General features: G+C 61.0%; 21 protein-coding genes and 1 pseudogene. 9 read left to right on the top strand and 13 right to left on the bottom strand.

Going from position 1 to position 22,872, the window contains the following annotated elements; all coding sequences use genetic code 11:
• Positions 1 to 327 precede the first annotated feature (327 nt).
• Together NL528_RS05580 and greA are read left to right on the top strand one after the other, a co-directional pair.
• Positions 328 to 1,350 carry an LLM class flavin-dependent oxidoreductase gene (locus NL528_RS05580; RefSeq protein WP_309181725.1) on the top strand — a complete coding sequence of 341 codons (1,023 nt, stop codon included), beginning with the start codon at positions 328 to 330 and terminating at the stop codon, positions 1,348 to 1,350.
• Between the two features lie 39 nt (positions 1,351 to 1,389).
• On the top strand, positions 1,390 to 1,872 hold the full coding sequence (greA, locus tag NL528_RS05575; RefSeq protein WP_309181724.1) for a transcription elongation factor GreA: 483 nt from the start codon (positions 1,390 to 1,392) through the stop codon (positions 1,870 to 1,872).
• Between the two features lie 277 nt (positions 1,873 to 2,149).
• On the opposite strand, the pseudogene NL528_RS05570 reads toward greA, so the two are convergent.
• Together NL528_RS05570 and NL528_RS05565 are read right to left on the bottom strand one after the other, a co-directional pair.
• Positions 2,150 to 3,331: pseudogene (locus tag NL528_RS05570) on the bottom strand (IS701 family transposase); the annotation flags it as partial.
• Between the two features lie 45 nt (positions 3,332 to 3,376).
• Complete coding sequence (locus tag NL528_RS05565) at positions 3,377 to 4,222, bottom strand: LysR substrate-binding domain-containing protein (RefSeq protein ID WP_309181723.1); 846 nt, start codon at positions 4,220 to 4,222, stop codon at positions 3,377 to 3,379.
• Positions 4,223 to 4,562: 340 nt separating this feature from the next.
• On the opposite strand from NL528_RS05565, the gene NL528_RS05560 reads away from it, so the two are divergent.
• A complete protein-coding gene (locus tag NL528_RS05560) occupies positions 4,563 to 5,864 on the top strand; it encodes an MATE family efflux transporter (protein WP_309181722.1) in 1,302 nt (433 codons plus the stop codon).
• Positions 5,865 to 6,276: 412 nt separating this feature from the next.
• On the opposite strand, the gene NL528_RS05555 is transcribed toward NL528_RS05560, so the two are convergent.
• Positions 6,277 to 6,858 carry a TetR/AcrR family transcriptional regulator gene (locus NL528_RS05555; protein WP_309181721.1) on the bottom strand — a complete coding sequence of 194 codons (582 nt, stop codon included), beginning with the start codon at positions 6,856 to 6,858 and terminating at the stop codon, positions 6,277 to 6,279.
• An 89-nt stretch (positions 6,859 to 6,947) separates the two neighbouring features.
• Between NL528_RS05555 and NL528_RS05550 the strand changes: the two genes are divergently transcribed.
• Both NL528_RS05550 and NL528_RS05545 read left to right on the top strand, forming a co-directional pair.
• Entirely contained in the window at positions 6,948 to 7,616 is a 669-nt protein-coding gene (locus NL528_RS05550) for a hypothetical protein (protein WP_309181720.1), read from the top strand.
• A 44-nt stretch (positions 7,617 to 7,660) separates the two neighbouring features.
• Positions 7,661 to 8,572 (top strand): SDR family oxidoreductase, encoded by a 912-nt coding sequence (locus NL528_RS05545; protein WP_309181719.1) that lies wholly within the window; start codon positions 7,661 to 7,663, stop codon positions 8,570 to 8,572.
• A 309-nt stretch (positions 8,573 to 8,881) separates the two neighbouring features.
• Here NL528_RS05545 and NL528_RS05540 read toward each other — a convergent pair whose 3' ends face one another.
• From NL528_RS05540 to NL528_RS05525, 4 genes are all read right to left on the bottom strand, one after another.
• Complete coding sequence (locus NL528_RS05540; RefSeq protein ID WP_309181718.1) at positions 8,882 to 9,436, bottom strand: helix-turn-helix domain-containing protein; 555 nt, start codon at positions 9,434 to 9,436, stop codon at positions 8,882 to 8,884.
• A gap of 117 nt (positions 9,437 to 9,553) precedes the next feature.
• Positions 9,554 to 10,819, bottom strand: a complete 1,266-nt coding sequence (locus NL528_RS05535) for a CaiB/BaiF CoA-transferase family protein (protein WP_309181717.1) — start codon at positions 10,817 to 10,819, stop codon at positions 9,554 to 9,556.
• A 2-nt stretch (positions 10,820 to 10,821) separates the two neighbouring features.
• Positions 10,822 to 11,619, bottom strand: a complete 798-nt coding sequence (locus tag NL528_RS05530) for an enoyl-CoA hydratase/isomerase family protein (RefSeq protein WP_309181715.1) — start codon at positions 11,617 to 11,619, stop codon at positions 10,822 to 10,824.
• A gap of 174 nt (positions 11,620 to 11,793) precedes the next feature.
• Positions 11,794 to 12,237 carry a helix-turn-helix domain-containing protein gene (locus NL528_RS05525; RefSeq protein WP_309181714.1) on the bottom strand — a complete coding sequence of 148 codons (444 nt, stop codon included), beginning with the start codon at positions 12,235 to 12,237 and terminating at the stop codon, positions 11,794 to 11,796.
• Positions 12,238 to 12,409: 172 nt separating this feature from the next.
• On the opposite strand from NL528_RS05525, the gene NL528_RS05520 reads away from it, so the two are divergent.
• From NL528_RS05520 to NL528_RS05505, 4 genes are read left to right on the top strand one after another with little or no spacing between them, the layout of a single operon-like run.
• Positions 12,410 to 13,129 carry a hypothetical protein gene (locus NL528_RS05520; protein ID WP_309181713.1) on the top strand — a complete coding sequence of 240 codons (720 nt, stop codon included), beginning with the start codon at positions 12,410 to 12,412 and terminating at the stop codon, positions 13,127 to 13,129.
• 29 nt (positions 13,130 to 13,158) lie between these two features.
• Complete coding sequence (locus NL528_RS05515; RefSeq protein WP_309181712.1) at positions 13,159 to 13,656, top strand: 2Fe-2S iron-sulfur cluster-binding protein; 498 nt, start codon at positions 13,159 to 13,161, stop codon at positions 13,654 to 13,656.
• Positions 13,649 to 16,021, top strand: a complete 2,373-nt coding sequence (locus NL528_RS05510; protein WP_309181711.1) for a xanthine dehydrogenase family protein molybdopterin-binding subunit — start codon at positions 13,649 to 13,651, stop codon at positions 16,019 to 16,021. Before NL528_RS05515 ends, NL528_RS05510 begins: the two co-directional genes overlap by 8 nt.
• Complete coding sequence (locus NL528_RS05505; protein ID WP_309181710.1) at positions 16,018 to 16,872, top strand: xanthine dehydrogenase family protein subunit M; 855 nt, start codon at positions 16,018 to 16,020, stop codon at positions 16,870 to 16,872. The genes NL528_RS05510 and NL528_RS05505 overlap by 4 nt, the downstream gene beginning before the upstream one ends.
• 38 nt (positions 16,873 to 16,910) lie before the next feature.
• On the opposite strand, the gene NL528_RS05500 is transcribed toward NL528_RS05505, so the two are convergent.
• The 6 genes from NL528_RS05500 to NL528_RS05475 form a co-directional block, all read right to left on the bottom strand.
• On the bottom strand, positions 16,911 to 17,684 hold the full coding sequence (locus NL528_RS05500; protein ID WP_309181709.1) for an enoyl-CoA hydratase-related protein: 774 nt from the start codon (positions 17,682 to 17,684) through the stop codon (positions 16,911 to 16,913).
• Positions 17,677 to 18,339: a TetR/AcrR family transcriptional regulator gene (locus tag NL528_RS05495; protein ID WP_309181708.1), complete on the bottom strand. Its 663-nt coding sequence runs from the start codon at positions 18,337 to 18,339 to the stop codon at positions 17,677 to 17,679. Before NL528_RS05495 ends, NL528_RS05500 begins: the two co-directional genes overlap by 8 nt.
• Complete coding sequence (locus tag NL528_RS05490; RefSeq protein WP_309181707.1) at positions 18,315 to 18,662, bottom strand: SDR family NAD(P)-dependent oxidoreductase; 348 nt, start codon at positions 18,660 to 18,662, stop codon at positions 18,315 to 18,317. The genes NL528_RS05495 and NL528_RS05490 overlap by 25 nt, the downstream gene beginning before the upstream one ends.
• Positions 18,663 to 18,800: 138 nt before the next feature.
• Positions 18,801 to 19,628, bottom strand: a complete 828-nt coding sequence (locus NL528_RS05485) for an enoyl-CoA hydratase-related protein (protein WP_309181706.1) — start codon at positions 19,626 to 19,628, stop codon at positions 18,801 to 18,803.
• 93 nt (positions 19,629 to 19,721) lie between these two features.
• A complete protein-coding gene (locus NL528_RS05480; RefSeq protein WP_309181705.1) occupies positions 19,722 to 21,548 on the bottom strand; it encodes an AMP-binding protein in 1,827 nt (608 codons plus the stop codon).
• Between the two features lie 86 nt (positions 21,549 to 21,634).
• The gene (locus NL528_RS05475) at positions 21,635 to 22,804 is read right to left on the bottom strand and encodes an iron-containing alcohol dehydrogenase (protein ID WP_309181704.1); all 1,170 of its coding nucleotides are present in this window, start codon (positions 22,802 to 22,804) and stop codon (positions 21,635 to 21,637) included.
• Positions 22,805 to 22,872 lie beyond the last annotated feature (68 nt).

Here is a 22,872-nt window from a genome sequence, read left to right as displayed (position 1 = left end):
AAGAAAGCATGTGCCAACTGACACAAAACTGGCACAGCGGTTCTACTTTTGTCTCCGACCTTCCAGGACCGGGCCTTCGCGCTTCGAGCCGGCCGCGCCCGGCCCTCGGCAGGGCGGCCCCTCCCAGGCCATGACGCGGCTCCTGGGACAGGCGCTGACTGCCAGGTGGTGTGCGGGAAGCCATTTCGAATCTGACCACCGCCACGCGCCTGCGGCTCCGTTATGCTGCCGCTCGCTGGCGGGACCCCCGTTCATGAAGTAGCCAAAGCCGTCCGCGCACGAGCGCGGACGGTCGCAAACCAACCTGGATATCAATAGATTGCCCGCATGAAGAAGATCGGCTTTCTCTCGTTCGGGCACTGGACGCCCTCGTCGCAATCACAGACCCGCTCGGCCGCAGACACGCTCCTGCAATCCATCGAGCTCGCCGTCGCGGCCGAGGAGTTGGGCGCGGACGGGGCCTATTTTCGAGTCCATCACTTCGCCCGCCAGCTTGCCTCGCCTTTCCCGCTCCTAGCGGCCGTCGGCGCGAAGACAAGCCGCATCGAGATCGGGACGGCGGTGATCGACATGCGCTACGAGAACCCGCTCTACATGGCCGAGGACGCGGGCGCAGCCGATCTCATCGCCGGCGGGCGGCTGCAGCTCGGCATCAGCCGAGGCTCGCCCGAGCAGGTGATCGATGGCTGGCGGTATTTCGGTTATCAACCGGCCGAGGGCCAGAATGACGCCGACATGGGGCGGCGTCATGCCGAGGTGTTCTTCGATCTGCTGCGCGGCGAGGGCTTCGCCCAGCCGAATCCACGACCCATGTTTCCAAATCCGCCCGGGCTGTTGCGCCTGGAACCCTATTCTGAAGGCCTGCGCGACCGGATTTGGTGGGGCGCCGGCTCGAACGCCACGGCGATCTGGGCAGCAAAGCTTGGGATGAACCTGCAGAGCTCGACGCTCAAAAACGACGAAACAGGCGAGGCCTTCCATGTGCAGCAGGCCGCTCAGATCCGGGCCTACCGTGCCGCCTGGAAAGAGGCCGGTCAGACGCGCGAGCCGCGGGTCTCAGTCAGCCGCAGCATCTTCGCACTGATGGACGATCGTGACCGCACCTATTTTGGGCGCGGGCGCGAAGATGATGACCAGATCGGATTCATCGACGAGAGGACCCGGGCGATCTTCGGCCGTAGCTATGCCGCCGAGCCGCATGTCCTAATCGAGCAGCTCAGGAAAGACGAAGCTATCACCGAGGCCGATACGCTGCTGCTGACCGTTCCCAACCAATTGGGCGTTGCCTACAACGCGCATGTGATCGAAGCGATCCTGACCCACGTCGCTCCCGCCCTGGGGTGGCGTTAATGAAGCGCCCTACCATATCTCACGAAAAAGGAGGCTGACTTGAGTGTTGCCTTCACCAAGGAAGACAGTGCCGAAACTGCGTCGGAGACTCTGCTGCCCGACCGCCCGGTTTCACCTCATCCGAACCTCGTTACGGAAGCGGGATTAGAGGCTCTGGAATTTCAGCTCCATCTGGCTCGCGAGGCATACGAGACGGCGCAGAAGATCGAAGACGTGAATGAACGACGGCGGCAAGCGGCAATCCCGTTGCGTGATGTGCGCTACTTTGTGGCGAGAGTTCGGACGGCTCAGGTCGTCAACAATCCTACGTCGACTGACACTGTCGCCTTTGGGAGCACCGTGACCTTCAGGCGCGACGATGGGCGCGTGCAGAAATATCACATCGTGGGAGAGGACGAAGCGGACCCTAAGGCCGGTTCGATTTCCTTCGTATCCCCAGTGGCAAGGTTTCTGATGGGCAAAGCTGTCGGGGATGAAGTCGGCGCATCAGGCCAAAAGCTTGAGATCATTTCGATCTCGTAGCACGTCCCGCACCGGGCGCAGCCGAACTTTGGAATGGCCGCTTTGCGCCAGGAGCGGCCCTTCAACCGCCTAACATTACAGTTGCCGTTTTGCTTTGAAGTGGGCTCGCTGAGCGACCGCCTGATGAGCTCTACGCCAGAGTGACCATGCGATGATGTGTGCGGGTTGTATCCGCTTTCGCGCGAGCCTGACGGCAATGCGTCGGACTTCCTGGATCGACCATCGGATCAACGACGGCGTGGCTGTGGTTTGACCCTTGCCGTGGTTCGGCGTTTGGTTTTTTTGGCGCCGGCGGATTGGCGCGATGGCGGATCACCGCCATCATGGCGAAGGCGAGCATCGCCATGGAAACGTGGCGATGCCAGCCGTGCCAGGATCTGCTCTCGTTGTGGTCGAGCCCGAACTCGTTCTTGGCGGTCTCGAAACTGTCCTCGATTGCCCACCGATGGCCTTCGACCCCCACCAGTGTTTCGATCGATGTTGCCGCTGGGCACCAGGTGGTGAAGAAGGCGAGATCGCCATCGGCGATACGACGACGGATCAGCAGACCGCGTGTCCAAAGGCCCGGATTTTCGTCGTTTGGTTCTCCGGCCAGGTCGGCCAATTCGAGATAGCACCAATCATGCAGCCGCGGTCCTTTGGTTCCGGCCCCTGCTGACAGGCGTTTCCAGTCGGACGCACGCCGCGTCAGGGCGATGTCGGCAGCCGTGCCGGCGACCGATCGACGCTTGCCCCAGGATCGAAATACATGCGCGCTGCTGACCCCCAGGACATAGCCTTTGCCTGCGCGACGCAGTTGCTGTTCAATGTCACCGACACCGTAGACCGTATCGCCTGCAACCCACTTGAACGGGACAGGCGCGGCTATGGCGCGTGCGATCATTCTCGTCGCAAGCTTTGGTTTGGTCGCAAAGCCGGTATCGGGGGGCACGTATGCGGCTTTCAGTCGATCTGGATCGTCGGTCCATTCCTTCGGAAGATACAGCGCGCGGTCGATGAAAGCATGACCGTGGCACGAAACGTAGGCCGCGAAGACGCCGATCTGGCAGTTCGTGATCTTGCCCGCCGAACCAGTGTACTGACGCGCCACGCCGCACGACGCTTTGCCCTGTTTGAGAAAGCCGGTCTCATCGATCACGAGGACCGCGTCATCGTCCGCCAAATGCTCGATGACATAATCGCGGACGATATCGCGCAAGGCATCCGCATCCCAATCCCTGCGACCCAGGATCGCCTGTTGCCGCCATGGACCAGGATCGCCTGCGGCCTCAGCGCGCATCCAACCAGTCTTGCGTTGCTCATCTCCAAGCAGACCTTCCAGAAACAAGCCAGCATTCTTCGCAACACGCTCTTGCCCGAACAATGGACGTATCCGCTTCTTGATCTCCCGAAGCGACGCCGCCCACAACGCAAGCGTCTCTTCAATCGACGCTGTCCGCGTCCACGATGTTCGAATCATGGTTGCCCATGGATTCAGAAAACCTCACAAAAGGCAACTGTATTGCTAAGTGCGACGCGCTTCTTCAATCAGCCAATCCCGGAAGGCCACCAAGGCCGGGTTGGACTCCGACGACATCGGGTAAACCGCATAATGGCAGTAGGAAACGCGCAGGCTGTGTTCGGACAAGCGAACCAGCTTTCCGGCCAGGATATCCGATCCTGTGAACGACAGGCGCCCGAGCGCAATCCCCTGTCCTGTCACCGCGGCCTCCATGAGCGCGTTTGTGTCGGTAAAGGAAGTGCCTGCGATATCGCGATCAAGCTTCAAACCGGCAGACCTGAACCAGGCGCGCCACGACAAGTTGCGGTCGATCAGCAGCGGCTCCGATAAAATCGATGCGGGATCTTTCGGCAGACGCCCGCCGTTGAGGCTCGGACTGCATACCGGGAAAAACTCTTCCTCGAGAAGCTTGATGGCCCGGAGTCCTTTCCAATCGCCCATCCCGAACCGGATTGCGACGTCGACACCGTCTGATTTGAAGTTGGCCAGAGACTGAGCCGTCTTGACGTGCAGATTGATGTGCGGAAACCGCGCCTTGAAACGAGGAAGGCGCGGAACCAGCCACCGGGCCGCCATGACCGGCAGCAGGCTTACGGTAATTTCTGCGTCGGTCCGATACGTCTTGATGCTGCCGAGCGATGCGCTCAATTCCGAGAAAGCGTTTTTGACGCCGGCCTGCAGTCTAACTCCGCTGGACGTGGGCACCATTCGGTTGCCCTGCCGCTCGAAAAGGGTGAGCCCCAGTTCTTCTTCCAGCTGTCTTATTCGCTGGCTGACGGCGCTGTGCGTCACGTGCAATTCGCGCGCCGCCTCGGAGTAGCTGCCGTGGCGGCAGGCCACCTCGAACACCCGCAAGGTCTCCAGCGACGGTAATCGTGCCATTCGCGAGTTGTTAGAAGCGCTAACAAGTGTTGTCAAATCTTATCGTTCGATCCGCGGCCTTGTCGGAAGTAATCGACAGGTCCGAGATGGAGCACCCGCCATGCAAGCCTCCCACGTCATGTCATGCCAAACCGGCAAACTTTCACGATCCGAAAAGTGCAGCCGACAATCGCGCGAAGCTCGCGCCGGATTTTCCGGAATCGATGCGCCGGCCATAAGCCGCCGGCACCCGGAAGCGAGCCGGCAGCCTCGCGGTCAAGCCGCAGATTTTGACTCCCGTACCCACATGCTGCTGGAGCAGCCAATCGTGCCCACAATCATGCGGCTGGCAATACCCAATGCCGCCGTCATGACCGTCCAGGTCCTGATCGGATTGCTCGAAGTCTATTTCGTTTCGCGACTGGGTGTGGATGCTCTGGCCGGCGTCGCGCCGGTATTTCCGCTGGTTTCGCTGGTGCTCTCCGTCGCCCAGGGCGCGATCGGCGGCGGGTTTGTCACGACCGTCGCACGCGCCCTTGGGACCGGCCGGATGGACGCCGCAAGTGAATATGCGTGGTACGCCGTCACCTTAAGTGTTCCGCTTGGCCTCGCGACAACAGCCGTCATGGTTGTGTTGGGTCCAGGCCTCTACGGCCACATGGGCATCTCCGGAAATGCTCTCGCAATTGCTCTCTCGTATTCGTCCACCATTTTTGCGGGCGCCACGCTGATCTGGTTGTTCAACCTGCTGATGGCCGTGGTTCGTGGCACCGGCAACTTGCAGGTCCCAGTGATCGTGGTCGGTGGCGGAGCCTTGATCCTTGTCCCGCTTTCGCCGGCATTGATCTTTGGCGCCTTTGGTTATCCAGGGCTTGGTCCGTCGGGCGGCGCCGTGGCGATGCTCGTGTATTACGCTTTCGGAACCCTTGCCTACGCAGCCTACCTCTGGGGCAAGTTCGGCGTCCTCAAGCCGTCATTTCGCGTGCCAAAACTCTCCCTCGCCCCGGCGCTTGCGATTCTCCGTGTCGGCGGAATGTCGGCCATCGTCTCGGCCACCACGAACCTGACACTCGCGATCGTCACGGCCTATGTGGGAATGGGCGGGATCGAGGCTTTGGCAGGTTATAGTGCCGGCTCGCGGCTGGAGTTTCTTTTGGTGCCCCTTGCCTACGGCGTCGGCGGTCCGGTCGGAATCGTGGTGAGCGCGAACCTCGGTGCCGGCAAGATCGAACGGGCCGTAAGGGCGTCATGGGCTGGTGTTCTGATGGCCTGCGCCCTGACCGAATCGATCGGACTGGCCGCGGCTGCTTTTCCGAAGCTGTGGATCGGAATTTTCAGCCAGGATCCGTCCGTGCTGCAGGTTGGCGCAGAATATCTGCACCGCGTCGGGCCGTTTTTTGGATTCTTTGGGCTCGGCTATGTTCTTTATTGCGTCGGACAAGCGACCAGACAGATGGGAGCCTCTGTCCTCGCCGCTCTGCTCAGGGCCGCCATCGCGGTGCTCGGGGGCTTTGTGGTTGTCTGGTTAAAGGCCGACGTCACATGGAATTTCGTTGCCGTGGCGTTGGGAATGGTCGCTTTCGGCCTGTTCGCATTGCCACCTCTGGTTAGCCGCTCCGGCTATGAGTAGCGTGCCTTCGATGGAGGTGATTTGCGTCACGATCGGAAAGTGCCTGAGAGCGTGTACCCCAGGCCGCTCAGTTGTCATCGTGTCACTAGACGACACCTGGACTCGGACAGCGGCTGGAAAGCCTCGTCGCCTGGCACGGTTTCCTTGATGGTGTAATAGTCCCACGCGCTTTCCTGGTCGTTATTCTGGTTCAAGAAGGAACGCGACACGCCCGCCACGATAGCGAGGCAGATTCCTTCAATGCTCCGTGCTGGCATCGAAGACGCCAAATAGGTCATGGGTCGCGAGGACTTCGGAACTCGCAAAGGTCGACGCAACTCGATGCCACTGAAAGCGCGTAAACTCACTCCATTGAACTTTCGCAAGACGCCCGCCCCGAATGCGCTCCTGAGGCCGCGTCCTGCGATCGCAACTAAGTCCTGGCAAATGCCTGGACCAGCGCTCGGATCGGCTCCTCGGCGCGCTGCAAGGGCTCCAGGCGGCGATAGGTGCGCGCGAGCAGCAGCGCTCCCTCGAACTGACTCAGCGCTGCAGTCGCCAGCAGCTTGGCGCGCTCGGCGTTGAAGTGGAACGACTGCAGACTGGTCGCGATCTCTTGCTCCCAGCTCTGAAACGCGGCACCCGCTGCTGCGGTCAACGCTTCCGATGCCCCTGACATATCGAGCGCCGTTGGCGCAATCGGGCATCCCTCCTTGAAATCGGATCGCTCCAGATCTGCCGCCATGCCACGGACGATCCGGATCAAGAACTCATCGGCGGACTTCGATGTCTTTGCGGCCCCTGCGATGGCTTGGCGGACAGAATCTCCGGCGTATGTCAGGGCAGCAACCGCTATCTCTTCTTTGCCGTTCGGGAAATGGAAATAGAGCGAACCGCGGGGCGAGCCGGCTGCGGCCAGAATGTCGCTCAGCGCGGTGCCGTTATAGCCCTGACGACGCAGGAGTTTGGCCGCCGCGATGATGGTTTTCTCTTTGGAATCAGGCTTGTCGCTCATGTCCCCCAAATAGCACTTGACGATCGGTATGTCGACCTACATACTATGTCGGTCGACATACTTACATGAATACACACCGGAGTACGCGCATGCGCAAAGCCATCAGGTCATCGCTACTATTCTTTCTGGTGATCGGCGGAATCGGCGAGGCCGCGGCGCAGTCCCCCTCTAATCAACCAAGGGCAAGCGGCATGGAAACAGACACAGCGAAAATCAAGCAAGCAATGCTCGGAAACTGGGAAAGCATCGCTCCGGAGGTGCGGCCGAGCAAGAACCCGGACGGCTCGCTCAAACCATTCTACCTCAAGCGCGCATTCAAATATCTGCCGTCGGATCGATTCGAACTCGAGATCGTCAACTCGGCCGACCCGTACGGGGCGGTGCCGCTCGCACGCACCAGGATTGGCGGCCACATGCTGTGGCAAGGCTCACACCCGATCGCGCCGGGAGCGCAGAAGCTCGACTTCGTTGCCGACGAGAGCTACGAGGTAACTCCGCTCGCGCAGGGATTTGCCGATGTGCTCAATAAGGTCGCGTCGGCTGGATACGCTCCTTGGGCGGTCAACACGCCTCAGAGCGTATTCGGAAAGAGCTTCGCTCCCTTCGCTCTGAAAGAAGGGACGAACTTCATGGAGTACGACCTCGTCTACCTTAAAGGCGACCTGCTGTTCTGGGGCGCGCGCAACATTGACGGCCGCGGGTTTGATACGGAGCAGAACCGCCCCACCAACCTCCAGATCCCGTTGATCCGGAAGTGAGCCTGTTGCGAAGTGACTTAATCTCCTGAGCAAGGATCTCCTTCATGGCCGTTTCGGCGCAGGCTGAAATCCCCTCGCAACTCGGCAGATCGGCGATCGTGACGGGGGCGACGGGCGGTCTCGGTTACGAGACCGCCCTGGCGTTGGCCAAGGCCGGGGCAGAGGTCATTGTGACCGGCCGCGACAATCGGAAGGGGCAGTCTGCGATCGAGAAGATCAATCGTGAAGTGTCCGGCGCTCGGTTAAGCTACGAGCCGCTCGATCTGGCCAACCTTGCGTCCATCGCAGATTTTTCGCAGCGGATGCATTCCCGGCAGTCGCTGGATCTCCTGATAAACAATGCAGGAGTGATGGCACTGCCGCGCCGGCAAACCACGACAGACGGCTTTGAAATGCAGTTTGGAACAAACTATCTGGGTCACTTTGCTCTCACGGCTCGGCTGATGCCATTGTTGCGCCGGGCGAGCGGGCCACGCGTCGTAAATGTCAGCAGCCTGGCGCACCGAACCGCGTTCATCGATTTCGATGATTTGCAGGGAGCGCGGGTATACTCGCCATGGAAGGCGTATGGGCAATCCAAGCTCGCGATGCTGATGTTTGCGCTTGAACTGCAACGGCGGAGTGACGCGACCGGCTGGAACTTGACCAGCAATGCGGCCCATCCGGGATTTGCCCGCACGGGCCTCTTCGCGAGCGGTCCGGGCGGTTTGCTTTCTCTTGCGAGCGATTTCGCCGCTCCGTTTTTTGGTCAATCGGCAACCGACGGAGCCCGACCGATCCTGTTCGCGGCGACGAGCCCAAAAGCAACGCCGGGCGCCTATTATGGACCCGGCGGACTCGGCGAATTGCGAGGCGCCCCGGCGCCGGCCCTGATCATGCCCCAGGCCCGCGACGCGGCAAGGGCAGCGAGACTTTGGGAAGTTTCCGAGAAACTCGCAGAGACGTCTTTCAATTGACGGCAGGCAGATGCAATCGCAAAGCACGTCATTTACCTCGGACTTTCGACGAACAATCTGGAGCTGATGTTGCGGTTCTGATTTCTGTCAAAGTACGGCCAGAGCCGCAGCTCGTTCCCGTGATCAGCTAGTTGTTTGCCACTTCAGAACTCCTTTTTCGATTTGCCGGGCGCCGGGCATCCCTAAGCGTTCTTCAAATACGTTGCACCGTCCAATAGCCCGACCATCGCGCGCTTCCTGAGCGGTCGCTCCAGGTCCAGCGGCCGGTGGTGGCGGAGGGTTTGCGCCCGCATCAGGCAAACCACAGCATTATTTGTCCTTATCGGCTACGGATTTGCGCAGAACTAGACTGGCACGTTCCGGATTGACCTTTGCGCGCGGGAGTTGACCGCCGAATCGCTTCCGGTTGAAAGGCACGGCGCCAGAGCCCGCGACAATTTCGACGTCTTCGAGCTGCAACGGCTTGCCGCGCGCTGACAGCAAGGTGGGATATTCGATTTGCCGTCCGCTGCTGCGATCCTTGAAAACCACCTGCGGCCCTGCCGGCTCGGCAAGCCAGTCATCGCCCCACTTTTTAAGTGCCAGGTAGGTCGGAAAAAAATCGCGGCCCTTTTTGGTCAAGACATATTCGTAACGCCCGCCATGCTCCGGCAACGGCACGCGCGTCATCATGCCGAGATCAACGAACTTCTTCAGCCGCGCGCTGAGAATGTTCGGCGCAACGCCAAGATAGTATTGAAACTCGTCGAACCGCCTGGTCCCATAATAGGCTTCCCGCAGCAGCAGGATCGACCAGCGGTCGCCGACCACCTCCATGGCACGGGCGATGGAGCATTCCTTGTTGGAGGAACCGGAGCGCTTCACGGTGTGTCTCGCAGTCTCTTACCCTCGGTGATTCCCGATCGCTTATAGCAGGAGAGCCGTGCTGTCCGCCTGCCCCTTTTCGATCTTGAAATCGCTTCGCCGAGGGCGGCAGCGCGGTCAAGCCGCCTGCCCGGCAGGCTCCCGTGGTTTGACCGCAGCTTCGGGTTCAAGCGCGCGACGGTGCGTAACGAGCACCCCGGTCTCGGAGAGCCGCTGCAGTTCCGCCTCGCTCACGCCCAGTTCGCGAAACACCTCCCTGTTGTGCTCGCCCTGGAAAGCCGGTGTGCCGATCGGCGTCAGTTCATCGCTGGAAAAGCGCCAGGGGCGGCCCGGCAATATGTATTCGCCGCCGCTGCGATCCGGAACGAGCTGGACCGCGCCCCAATAGTCGCTCCAGTCCGACTTGGTGAGTTCCTTGATCGAGCGGATTTCGCCCATCGCGATCTTGGCTTCGTCGAACTGGGCGTCGAGCGTCGCCATGTCGGGAAAAGTCAACATCCAGGACTGGATGATCTGGTGCAACGCGCCGAAATTCAGCCGCCGGGCCGCGGCGCTAGAAAACCGCGGATCGTCCATCAAATCGACGCGCCGCATCGCACGGAGCCAGGACGGAAACGTCCGGCTGCCGATAATGCTGGTGGCGACGGTGAAATGCTCACCCTGTGGACCCGTGAAGAACGAGCAATCGGTGGCGCCGAGCACCGCAGGCTCCGCACCGATGTCGTCGTCCGACAGATCGACATGCGCGCGTTCATTGACCGCGAGCAAGGTCGCCGCCATCGCAACGTCGATATACTGGCCTTGCCCGGTTGTCTGGCGACCGTGGAGCGCCGCCAGGATGGCGATCACCGCCTGCAATCCCGCATAGACGTCAGCATGCGACAGGCTGTCGGTGCGCGGCTCTTTCAAGGCCTCGCCATAGTGCCGAACGCTGTTCTCGGTGAAGCCGGCCTCGGCCTGCACCGTCGGCGCATATGCCATCCGGCTCCGCCAGGGACCGCCCTGACCGTAACCGGTGATCGACGCGTAGATCAGCCGTGGATTGCGCTTCGACAGAGTCTCGTAATCGAGACCGAAGAAGCCGAGCGTCCCCGCGCGAAAGTTCTCGACCACAACGTCCGCGGTATCGCAGAGCTTCAGCGCGAGATCATACGCGCCGGGAATGTTTAGATTGATGCTGACGTTGCGCTTGCCGGCGTTCTGCTGCGCATAATAGCCCGACATGCCGTCGGTCGACGGAAACGCAAAGCGCGACACGTCCGGGCTCGGCGGTTCGACCTTGATGACCTCGGCGCCGAGATCCTGCAAGGTCCGCGCGCACAGTGGACCTGCGAGTACGCGGGAAAAGTCGACGACGCGAATTCCGCTGAGAGGACCACCCATGGTCAGCGCCCCCCGAATTTGGCGAGGCCGGGGCCGTTTTTGCGGAACGAGGCAAGGCCGGCTTTCAGATCTTCCGACGCCCAGATCGGCGCCTGTACCCTTGCCATCGCCTCGTCGGCCGCGGCCACCCCGTCGTTGACGGCGATGTGGGCGAGTTCCTTGGTGGCCGCGTGGGCCAATGTCGGACCTTGCGCGAATTCCTCGGCGATCGCCATGGTCGCCTTCTCCAGCGATTCTTCCGGAACGGTAAGATTGATCAGGCCCCACTTTTCCAGGGTCGGCGCGTCGTAGCGACGCGCCAGCATCGACATCTCCTTGGCGCGCAGTGCACCGATCCGCTGCACCTGGCGCTGGATGCCGCCCAGCAATGGATGCAGCCCTAGCGTTGCTTCCACCGAACCGATCTTCGCCGACGACGCCGCGATGACGTAGTCGCAACACAACGCCAGTTCGAGGCCCCCGCCAAGGCAGACGCCATGGACACTCGCGATCAACGGGATCGGCAGCAGTTCCATGAAGCGCAGGAACTCGACGCCGTTCAAGCGGCGGTTTTCGCCGCCCGTATCGCCACTGCCCTGCTCCACGCGTCTGTCGAAAATATCGAGATCGGCGCCGGCAGAGAAGTGCCGAAGCCCGCTGCGAAGGACGATTGCCCGGCTACCGGCTTTCTGCGCCGCTTCGACCTGCTCGACGATGGCATTGATGAGCTTTGGCCCAAGCAAATTGTAGGGCCGATAGACCATGGTCAACACGGAAATATTGCCGCGCTGCTCGCGCGTAATCAGCACATCCTCGGACACCACGCACCTCCATCGTTCGGCGCGACGATACGCGCCCTGCCTGTTCATTCCGGTCAGATTACAACATGACTTGCATTTTGCAAGTCATGTTTGCGCGGCCGGGTCAAGTTAAATGACAACCGTCATTTCAAATCAGCGGTGCTTCGGTTTGCAGACTCAGGGCGGTTCGAGGCTCTATTTCCGAAAGTGCGTCAAACGCCAGCGGACCAGTTCGTCCGCTCCCGGACCTGCCTGCGGCAGCAAATCCTGCTTTCCGACGCGTTGCCCGGTCTCGTTGTCGACCATTGCAAGCTTCACCGTGTGTCCGGTTTTTCGATCCACAAATTTGAGTGGAGGCCCCGCGTTTCCGGAAACCGCCCACTTGTCTCCCACCTGCAACAGCGCCTGCATCACGAGGATGGTGTCCCGGCCCTTCGCGGTCAGAACGTATTCATATCGCTCGGGATTGGTCTGGTACCGGCGCCGCTCGATCAATTCGCTGTCCTCAAGGTGCTTCAACCGGTCGGACAGGGTTGCGTTGGTTACTCCCGTTGACCGGCGCAGGTCCTCGTACCTGCTCAGCCCGAGCGACAGGTCGCGCAGAATCAGTACGGCCCAACGGTCGCCGATCGCGTCCATGACGCCGGCGATCGAGCACGCCATCCCATCAAAACTCTTTGACTTCATAAAATGCTTGCCTCTTGGTCGCTCTTATCATTAGAGTGACTCGTTGTCGACCACTATCTCCGCTTCCGCGGGCCGGCCCCGGCGATAGCGGAGCCACCGATATCGACGGAATGGGACATTGAACATGTGCGAACTTCGCGATCTCGTTATCGATGCCCACGGAGGCATCGAGCGTTGGAATAAAGTGAAAACCATCGAGGGCGACATGTCCATCACCGGCGGCCTGTGGGCGCGAAAAGGGTGGCCCGACGTTCTCAAGAACGTCCACGTCACGGCCGCCGCCGGTCATCAATGGATTAGCTACCGGCCCTTCATCAGCGAAGGCATGCGGAGTTCATGCACCCCCGACCATACCGTGATCGAAGCGCTCGACGGAAAGCCCGTCAAGGATCGCAGGAATCCCCGCGCCGCCTTTGACGGCCATACCGTTGAAACGCCTTGGGACGACTTGCATCTCGCCTATTTCAGCGGTTACGCGATGTGGAATTACCTGAATACGCCCTTCATCTTCGCGCTACCAGGATTTCAAGCCGAAGAAATGGAACCCTGGGACGAAAACGGCGAAGAACGTCGGCTGCTCCGGGTTGTTTTTCCGGATCACGTTGCAACGCACTGCCCCGAGCAGATTTTCCACGTCAATGGCGAGGGCTTGATTTGCCGGGTGGACTACAGCGCACCCGTCGCCGGGGGCGCACCGACGGCGCACTACCTGTACGACCACAGGGATTTTTCCGGAATCAAGGTGGCCACGCGGCGGCGGGCGCTTCGCAGGAAAGCTGACGGCACCGCGATTCCAGATCCGGTTTTCGTCGCGATCGATATCGCCGAGCTCAGCTTCTCATGACTGGACCGTTGCCCGCCTCGGAGGAAAGAATGATCGATACCGACAAAAAGCATTACGTCGTGACGATCGACGTCAACGGCGTGCGTCACACCGCTTCGGTGGAAGCACGCAAGCTTCTGGTTCATCTGCTACGAGACGATTTCGGCCTCACAGGGACCCATGTCGGCTGCGACACCTCGCAGTGCGGCGCCTGCACCGTCGATATCGATGGACAAGCGGTCAAATCCTGCACGGTTCTCGCCGTGATGGCGGACGGTTCTTCGATCACGACGATCGAAGGACTCGCGCCCGGCAATGGCGAATTGCATCCGGTTCAGGCTGCATTCCATGAGCATCACGCCCTGCAATGCGGCTTCTGTACGCCCGGGATGATCATGACGGTCCGTCAGTTGCTCAAGCAAAGCCCGAATCCGACGGAACGCGAAATCCGTCACGGCCTCGCCGGCAACATCTGCCGCTGTACCGGCTACAACAACATCGTGCGCGCCGTCGAATCCCTCGCCTCGGAGACACATCGCCATGACTGAAGCAGCCGCGATCAAATATGTCGGCCAACCGCTGCGGCGGCGCGAGGATTTCAAGTTCGTCACGGGCAAGGGACGCTATACCGACGATATCAAGGCGGCGGGCATGTTGCATATGGCCGTCCTACGATCGCCTCACGCGCATGCCGTCATCAAGCACGTCGATCTCTCGGTGGCACAGACGGCGCCAGGCGTCCGTTTGGCTTTGTCGGGGGCCGACCTCGCGGGCAAGATCGGCGCGATCGTTCCCAACTGGATCATACCGGGGACAAAGGTGCCGAACAGACCTGTCGTCGCCATCGACCGGGTTCGTTTCGTCGGCGAATGCGTCGCGCTGGTGATCGCCGAGACCCAGGCGATGGCCCACGATGCCATCGGGCTTATCGATGTCGACTATGAGACACTTCCAGCCGTGATCGACGAGGAAGCCGCGATCCGCGACGGCGCACCGCAACTCCACGACCACGTGCCCAACAACATCACCACGATCTACAAGATCGGTGGCGGCGACTACGGCAAGGCCGCGCGGGAGGCCGATCAGGTCATTGCGCTTCGCGTTGCCAACAATCGCCTGATCCCGACCTGCATGGAGACGCGCTCCATTCTGGCTGAACCGAACGTCGACGGAAGCCTGACCATCTACCTGCAGAGCCAGGTGCCCCACATGCATCGCCGCTGGATCGCGGACACGGTTGGCATTCCCGAACACCAGTTGCGGATTGTGGCGCCCGATATCGGCGGCGGATTCGGCGCCAAGATGCATCTGTACCCGGAGGAACTGCTCTGCCCGTATCTGGCGCGCCGGCTGGGCGTTCCGATTAAGTGGTGGGAATCCCGCTCCGAAAGCCACCAGTCCACCAACCATGGCCGGGCGCACACCGAGACCATCGAAATCGCGTTTCGCAACGATGGCAAGATTCTCGGCCTGAAAGTCGAGACGCTCGGCAATGTCGGCGCCTACCTGTCGAACATGGCAAGCGGCGGTCCGACCGTGAATACGATCAATTTCGGCACCGGCGCTTACAAGATCGAGCACTATGAGGCGCGCTCCAGGGTGATCGTGACGAACACCGTGCCGGTCGATGCCTATCGCGGTTATGGCCGGCCCGAGGGGGGATACATCGCCGAACGCGCGATCGACGCGGTCGCGCGTCACCTCGACATCGATCAGGTCGAGGTGCGTCAAAGGAATTTCATTCAGCGCGGTGATTTTCCGTACAAACCCTACAACGGCCCCGCCGTGATCTACGATAGCGGCGACTATGAAGGCTGCCTGGCAAAAGCAATGGGAGCCTTCAACTACGCGGCACGCAGGAGCGAACGCCATCAATTGCGGGCCAAGGGCCGCTATCGCGGCATCGGTGTCGCAGCCTATACCCACATGTGCGGCATGGCGCCGTCACGCCGTCTGGCGTTGATGGGATTCAACCGCGGAGGCTGGGAAAGCGCGCGGGTCAGCGTGGACTCGAGCGGCCGGGTAACGATTTTTTCCGGATCCATGAGTCAGGGCCACGGCCACGTCACCTCGCTGGCGCAAGTTGCCGCCGACGTACTGCAGGTACCGATCGAGCACATCGACGTGGTGCAGGGCGACACGCGGCAAGTCCAGGCCGGTCACGGCACCTTCAACTCACGCTCGATGGCGGTGGGCGGATCGGGCGTTCATGTCTCCTCCACCCGCGTGGTCGCAAAGGCAAAGAAGATTGCCGCAAGCATGCTGGAAGTGGACGAAGGGGACGTTTCCTATCGGGCGGGCAAGTTCAGCGTCGCGGGGACCGACATCGCACCGTTGACGTTCGGCACGGTGGCCCGGATGGCCTATGTCGGCCACAAGCTGCCGGATGGAATGGAGCCTGGCCTCGACGAGACGGTGTTTTACGATCCCAAGGGCATGGGCGCGCCTTCGGGAATCCACATGGCCTATGTCGAGGTCGATCCGGAGACGGGGATCGTCGATATTCTCGATTATGTCGCCGTTGACGACGCCGGCACGATCATCAATCCCCTGCTTGCCGCTGGACAGATTCATGGCGGCGTCGTGCAGGGTATCGCGCAGGCGCTCTATGAAGAAGTCAGCTACGACCCTGATACCGGACAATTGATGATTGGCTCGCTGCTCGACTATGCTGTGCCGCGCGCCGAACATGTCCCCAGCATACGAACGCTGTTTCAGCAGACGCCCTCCCCCACCAACCCGATCGGCGTAAAGGGTATTGGCGAAAGCGGCTCGATCGCGGCGCCGCCATGTATGGTGCACGCCGTGCTCGATGCGCTTTCGCCATTCGGGATAAAACATCTCGACATGCCGATGACGCCACCGCGCGTCTGGTCGGCGATCCAGAACGCACGCGCCGGAGCAGGCCGATGATCCCCTCATCATTCGATTATGTTCGCGCAACCTCGCTCGCCCACGCGATCGGGCTGCTGCAGAAGGATCCCGACGGCAGCAAGCTCGTTGCCGGCGGTCATACGCTGATTCCGACGTTGAAATTGCGGCTGGCATCGCCGGCGCTTTTGGTCGACATCGGAGGCATCGGCGAATTGAAGGGAATCCAGATCGCCGACCGCATCAGGATCGGCGCCCTGACAACGCATGCCGAACTGCTGGCGTCCGAACCCCTGCGAACGGTGCTGCCGATCTTCCATCAAGCCGCCGACCTGATTGCCGACCCGCAGGTGCGCAATCGCGGTACGATCGGCGGCTCACTGGCAAACGCCGACCCTGCGGCCGACTGGCCGGCGGTCGTCGTCGCACTGAAGGGAGAACTGGAGCTCGCAGGCCCGACCGGCAACAGGCAGGTCGCGGCAAGGGACTTCTTCGTCGACATCATGACCACTGCGCTCGAGCCGGAAGAAGTGCTTGTGGCCATCCACATCCCCTACCCTAACGCCGGTGCGCAGTTCCGATATCGCAAGATCCGCCACCCGGCGAGTGGCTATGCCGTGGTCGGAGTTGCCGTGGCACTGCGCCAGCAAGACGGCATCGTTTCGGAAGCCACGATTGCCATCACCGGCGCGACCGGCCGGGCTTTTGCGGCGGATTGCGCGAGTGCGCATCTGGTCGGCAAGCCACTATCGACCGAAACCATCGCAAACGCCGCCTTGCTCGCCAGTGAACAGGCCGAGTGCCTGTCGGATGGCTACGCGTCGGCTGATTATCGCAAGCATCTCCTCAGGACCGAGATCATCAGGGCGTTGACGTCGCTGACCAATGCCTGATCGGCAAGCGCATTTTCCAGCTCGGCGAACGATCGCAATTATCCCGCGACCTTCGAAAAATCAGGCTTGCGGCGCTCCGCAAATGCCGCGAACGCTTCGCGCGCTTCGGCGGTCTGCAGGCGCTGGCGAAACAACGCGCCTTCGCGGCTGATTTGAGCGGCGATCTTGTCCATGTCGCGCATCAATGCCTTGGTGTGGTTCAGTGAACCGGCCGGTCGTTTGGTCAGGGCCTCGGCCGCCGCCCGGGCCCTGGCGCGCAAATCTGCGGCCGGCACGACGGCGTTGGCCAGGCCGCAGGCCAAGGCGGTGGCGGCATCGAGCGGTTCGCCCAACGCAAACATCGCGTAGGCACGAACGTGCCCGATCCGCGCCGGCAGCAACCAGCTCGAGGCGGCCTCCGGAACCAGCGCCAGATTCACGAACGGCGTCATCAGCTTTGCGGTGTCGGCAAGGAAAACCAGGTCGCAATGCAGCAGCATCGTCGTGCCGACGCCGACCGCGTTGCCTTGTACGGCGGCAACGAGCGGACGGGTGGCCCTACCGAGATTGCTAATGAACCGATGCGCCTGGGGCTCACCGGTGTCCTTGCCATTGGCTTGGGCACTGAAATCGGCAAGGTCATTTCCGGCCGTAAAACTGTCACCGTCTCCCTGGAATAGAACCACGCGGACAGCCGGATCCTTCTCCGCGCGCTCCAACCCATCCGACATGGCGCTATACATAGCGTTGCTCAGCGCGTTCTTTTTGTCGGCGCGGGCCAGCGTCAATGTCATGATGCCAGCGGACAGTTCGGTTCTTACATGTTCAGTCATGATCGCTCTTCTCCTTGCAGCTTTTGTCTGGTCGCCGAGCACTCGATGCTATCCTCGCTCCTCGCCCCGCCGATTGACCGCTTAGGGCGTGCCGTCCGGCTTCAAGAAACTCGTCGGACAGCTTCTCGTCGCCGACCGCACGCGCGAGCGCGATCGACCCCATCATGGTTGCAAGCGCGCCGGCCGCGATCTGGCGTGCCTCCTTCGGCGATTTTTTCGGAAACAACATGGTGACCACGTCGATCATTTCGTCGAGCTTCCTTGCAAATATGTGGCGCGCCTTCTTGCCTGAACGGGCGATGTCAGCACCGAGGGCCGGCAGCACGCAGCCGTGTGCCCGATCATCACGATGACCAGGGCTCAGATATTCTTCAACGATAACGTCGAACCGTTTCTCGACCGGCATTCCCTTCATAAGCTTCAGCCATTGGGAGAGCTTTCGATCCATGGCCAAGGCGAACGCCTCGACCACCAGAGCTTCGCGCGATTCGAAATGAGCGTAGAAGCCACCGTGCGTGAGACCCGCGAGCTTCATCAAGTCGGCCACGCTCATGCCGTCGGCGCCGCCTTGACGCAGAGCATAGGAGGCCTCCTCGACAATCCGGCTCCGGGTCTGCAACCCGTGGCCCTTCACGTAACGCATTGCCGGCTCCATCGAAAATTCGGAGACAGTCTGAGCATTTGCGGCTCGATTTCGAGGAACGTTCCCCACCCTCCTCCCACAGCATTGTGTATGAGCAGTTTCGGAGAGCCGTTTCGATTGCGGACGTCTGCAACAGCGTCAGCGACCTGTCTTTCGCTGGAAACATCGCAGATCATCGCGTGGGTATCCGGAAGCTCCTGTTCCAGCGCGCGGATGCGATCTGGGGAGCGCGCCAGGGCAATGACACGAAATCCTTCCGCCGCGAAACGCCGGACGATCGCGGACCCGGTGCCAGGGCCGACACCCGTAACGATTGCAATCGGCTTGTCAGGCATGGACGCCTCGCCAGAACTTACATCGCCGGAACGGGGTTCTAGACAGCATAGGCACACCAGACGATCGGTTGCGATCGCACTATATTAGATGATACTCATCATACCACGCAACTGCAATTTGGGCGGCAGGCGGCGGCCCTAACGCCCCGCGAATGCGGGTTTTCGCTTGTCGACGAAGGCGCGCACCGCCTCCTTGTGATCGGTCGTCCGCGACGACCGGACCATGTTTTCCGCTTCCTGATCCATTGAATCCAGAAAATCCGATTTCAAGGCATGGTCAAGGTTGTCCTTGATGTAGGCCAGCGCGATCGACGGTCCCTCGGCCAGCGACCTTGCGAGCGCAAATGAGGCCTCGCGCATCTCGGCGTCGGGCACCACACGGTTGACGAGGCCTAGCGTCTCGCAACGGCGGGCGTCGATCCGTTCGGACAGGAACATCAGTTCCCGCGCCCGCGACGTTCCGACAAGCCGGGTCAGCAACCATGCGATACCGTAATCCCCCGTCAGCCCGATGCGGGCGTATCCCGTGGACATGATCGCGGATTCGCCGGCGATGCGGATATCGCAAGCAAGCGCGAGGGCCAGTCCGGCGCCTGCCGCGGGACCCGGAAGCGCTGCAATCGTCGGCTTTCTCACCGCCATCAGCGCACCGGTCAAGGTGCGTTGCTTGGTCCGCAAATCGGCAACGCGTTCTTCGAACGGTATTTCGGCCTTGTTGGAACTGGCACCCATGCCCTTGACATCGCCGCCGGCACAAAAGGCGCTGCCCGCACCCGTGATCAGCAACGCCCCGACGCCAGGATCATCGCCGCATTGCTTGACCATCCGTCGCAAGGCCGGAGTCAGACGATCGGAGAGCGCGTTGCGCGCCTCCGGGCGATTTAGCGTGATAACCGCGACGCGGTCGCGGATTTCGCACAACAGCTCGCTGGTTCCGGTGTCGATCTCGATCCGACCTTCTGCCATCTCAACCACTCCTTTTTTGATTCCATCGAAATCGCGATCTCCGGCGTGGAGGTCATCGATCGTTCGTAGACCGCAAAGGCCTCATGCAATCTCCTAAACGACGATCACTTGGCCGCAAGGTTCAGACGAATAGATCAGTTCCATCTGCGTCGCCCGATTGATCAGGACGGCGCGTTGATTGATGTACGCCTTGTCCGTGATCTCGCCAGCCGCCAGCGAGGGCGGCTCCTCAAGGAGCGTGAAGGCGGAGATGCGCTCGCTGCTTCCGACACCGGCATTGTAGAGCCGGAGGCATTGTTGGAGAAATGCGATCACGCCCGGATCACAATTGAGATTGCCGTCGGCGTTCGTGGCGTGCTTTCTGGCCATGACTGGATTCAACCAGCCCAGCACTGCGCAAGATTGGCGATTTTCGCCGGCAATGACGACGTCCTGCAAAACACCGTAAGTGGCCGCCAGTGCCGCGGCTCGCAGATTGCCGACAGCCACCCATGTCCCGTTGGCGAGCTTGAAGTTTTCGGAAACCCGGCCGGTGAAGCGCAGACCACGGCTCGGGTCGGCAGGATCGATGAACGACACGGTGTCGCCGACCCGGTAGAAACCTTCATCGTCAAAAGCCGCCGACGTCAAATCCGGGCGGCCAAGATAGCCTGGCGTCACATTGGGGCCGCGCACGCGGGCCTCATAAGTATCGCCGGCAGGGATGAGCTTTAACTCTATCCCAGGAGCCGGAAGTCCCAACTCACCCGGCGCGTCGGTCGCCCAGTGCGTGGTGGCGATCGTGGGCGACGTTTCGGTGGTACCGTAGCCTGACATCACCGGAATAGGCCTGGCCGTCGACGCCTTCGCCAGGTGATAGAGCTTGTCCAGCGTGGTCCGTGATATCGCAGCTCCCGCGTAACTCATGCGGTCGAGCTGCCGGAAAAAATTGGTTCGCAGATCCTGGTCGGTTTCCAACGCCTCGCACAATAGCGTGTATCCCGCCGGCACATTGAACATTGCTGTCGGCGATATTTCTTTCAAATTGGCAATCGTCTTGTGAAACAATTGCGGGACCGGGCGCCCCTCATCGATGTAGAGCGTGCCGCCATGCTTCAGAATGCCGTGCAGGAGGACATTGCTTCCCATGGTGTGATGCCATGGAAGCCATTCGACCTGCACTGGCGCTTCACGAGGCGATACCAGCAACGCTCCCATCTGCAGCGAACTTGCCATCATCTTGTGGGTGTTGATCACACCTTTGGGAAGCCCGGTCGAACCCGAGGTGAACAGGATTTTGGCGGCGGCTTCCTTGTCGATCGAACGAAAGGCCTGCTCGAACTCCGCGCCGGGACGCGTCAGGTAGAGCGATTGAACCGACACGGATCCAGCCTTCTGATCCGCCGCAATCCATGTCGCGGACGCAAACTCCGGAATCTTGCGTGCGCCCGAATAGGTCTCGCTATCCTGCACGAAAACGAACGAGGGCCGAAGCAGCGTTGCGATATCCTGCAAGCGAGCCAGGCCGCCCGGCATGAGCGAATAGTTCGGAGATATCGGGGCTGCGACGACCCCGACCGTCATCGCCGCGAACATGACGATTGCCTGCTCGATCGAATTGCCGGAGAGAATGGCAAGTCTGTCACCGCGCCTGGCGCCCAGATCGATCATGGCCTGCCCAACCGACTGCACTCTTTGCCAGAGTTCGGCATAGGAAATCCTTTGCCACTCGCCGTCGCGGCCGCGCTGGGCCAGAAATACGCGCTGCGGCGCCTTCTCCGCCCACTCCGGGATAAAATCCAGGATCGACCATTGGGGGCTTTCGAACCTGATCGGGGACCGCAGCACGAGCGTTCCGTCGGAGCGCTTCTCGATCCCGACCTCTCGCGGCGCGAACCGGAGGCCTTCTGCAGGGACAAATGGAGTTTCGTGACGGGTCATGCGGCGCGTGCTCCTGTCCGACGATCTATGCTGTTCGTTGATTGCCCAGGGGTTTGCGTGTCTGGCCCCTGGCATCGCAACGGCCGCTATGCGGCAAGTTGAAGAATCTCGACGATATCCTCCGGACCCTTGATGACCCGTGGGTTCGCCCTGGTGAAGATCGAAAGCATCGCATTGCGACCGATCAGTTCAAACTTCTCCTTGGTCACACCAACCTCCGAAAGATGGCCGGGTAACCCCAATCGACCGATGAACTGGAAGAAAACGTCGCTGGCCTTGGCGTCCGGCGCGCACCACGCTTCGGCAATCTTCCTTTGGGCCTCATCCGTCACGGACTGATTGTATTTCAGCACGCTCGGCATCATCACCGCCGTACACAGATAATGCGGAACATCGCAGGTGCCGCCCAGCACGTGTCCGATCGCGTGACTGGCCCCCATCGGAACGCGGCATTGTAGTCCGAAGGCGGACATCCAGGAGCCGAGCTGGCAAAACTGTCGTGCTTCCAAATCGTCCGGGTTTTCTTTGGTGGCCAATAGGCCGTCGTACAGGTATCGCAAACCTCGCAGGCACACACTTTCCACCAACGGATTGCCCCTCGGAGAGCAAACCGCTTCGATCCCGTGATCCATCGCGCGCGTGCCTGACCCGAGCCACAAAGTCGCCGGGGTGTGCCTCGTAATTTCCGGATCCAGGATGATCGACAGCGGCATCATCAATGGATGGCTGAATATTTGCTTCAACTTCCTGCGCGAGTCCGTAACGAGAGTTCCAGAGTTATACTCTCCACCCGAGAGTGTGCTGGGGATCGCGATCATCCTCACCTTCGGAGCGCGAAATGGACCTGGCCGCGGACCATCGGGCGTCGAGACCAGTTCGAATCCATCGAGGCCGGATTCATCGGTGATATTGTGTTCAAGGCACATCAAGACGATCTTGGCCGCATCGACGACGGATCCGCCTCCCACGGCGACGGTCAAATCCGCTTTAGCTTCTGCGGCGTGCGCGGTTGCCTCCACCGCCGACGCTCGCGTCGTATGTTGCGGGACGCCGTCGAAGGTGCCGGCATATCTGCTACCCAGCGCCTTGCGGATCTTTTCGATCTCATCGGTCTGCGTGTTCAGCGTTCTGCTGACAATGAGGAAGACGCGCTTGGCATCGCGCCGTTCGGCCTCCTCGCGCAAAGCCTGGCCCGCTGGCTTGCCGAAGATCACCTGATCCATCGGCGGATATTGATGAAAGCCGACTTTTGTCATGCTAGTTCTCCATTCATGGCATTCGCGAGAAGCGGTTTCGTCCTTTATTCCATGGCGCCATCCCCCTG

This window comes from Bradyrhizobium sp. Ash2021 (genome assembly GCF_031202265.1).
Taxonomy (GTDB): domain Bacteria; phylum Pseudomonadota; class Alphaproteobacteria; order Rhizobiales; family Xanthobacteraceae; genus Bradyrhizobium.
Note: the sequence above shows the minus strand (reverse complement) of the source record. Positions and strands in the feature narration are given on the sequence as shown.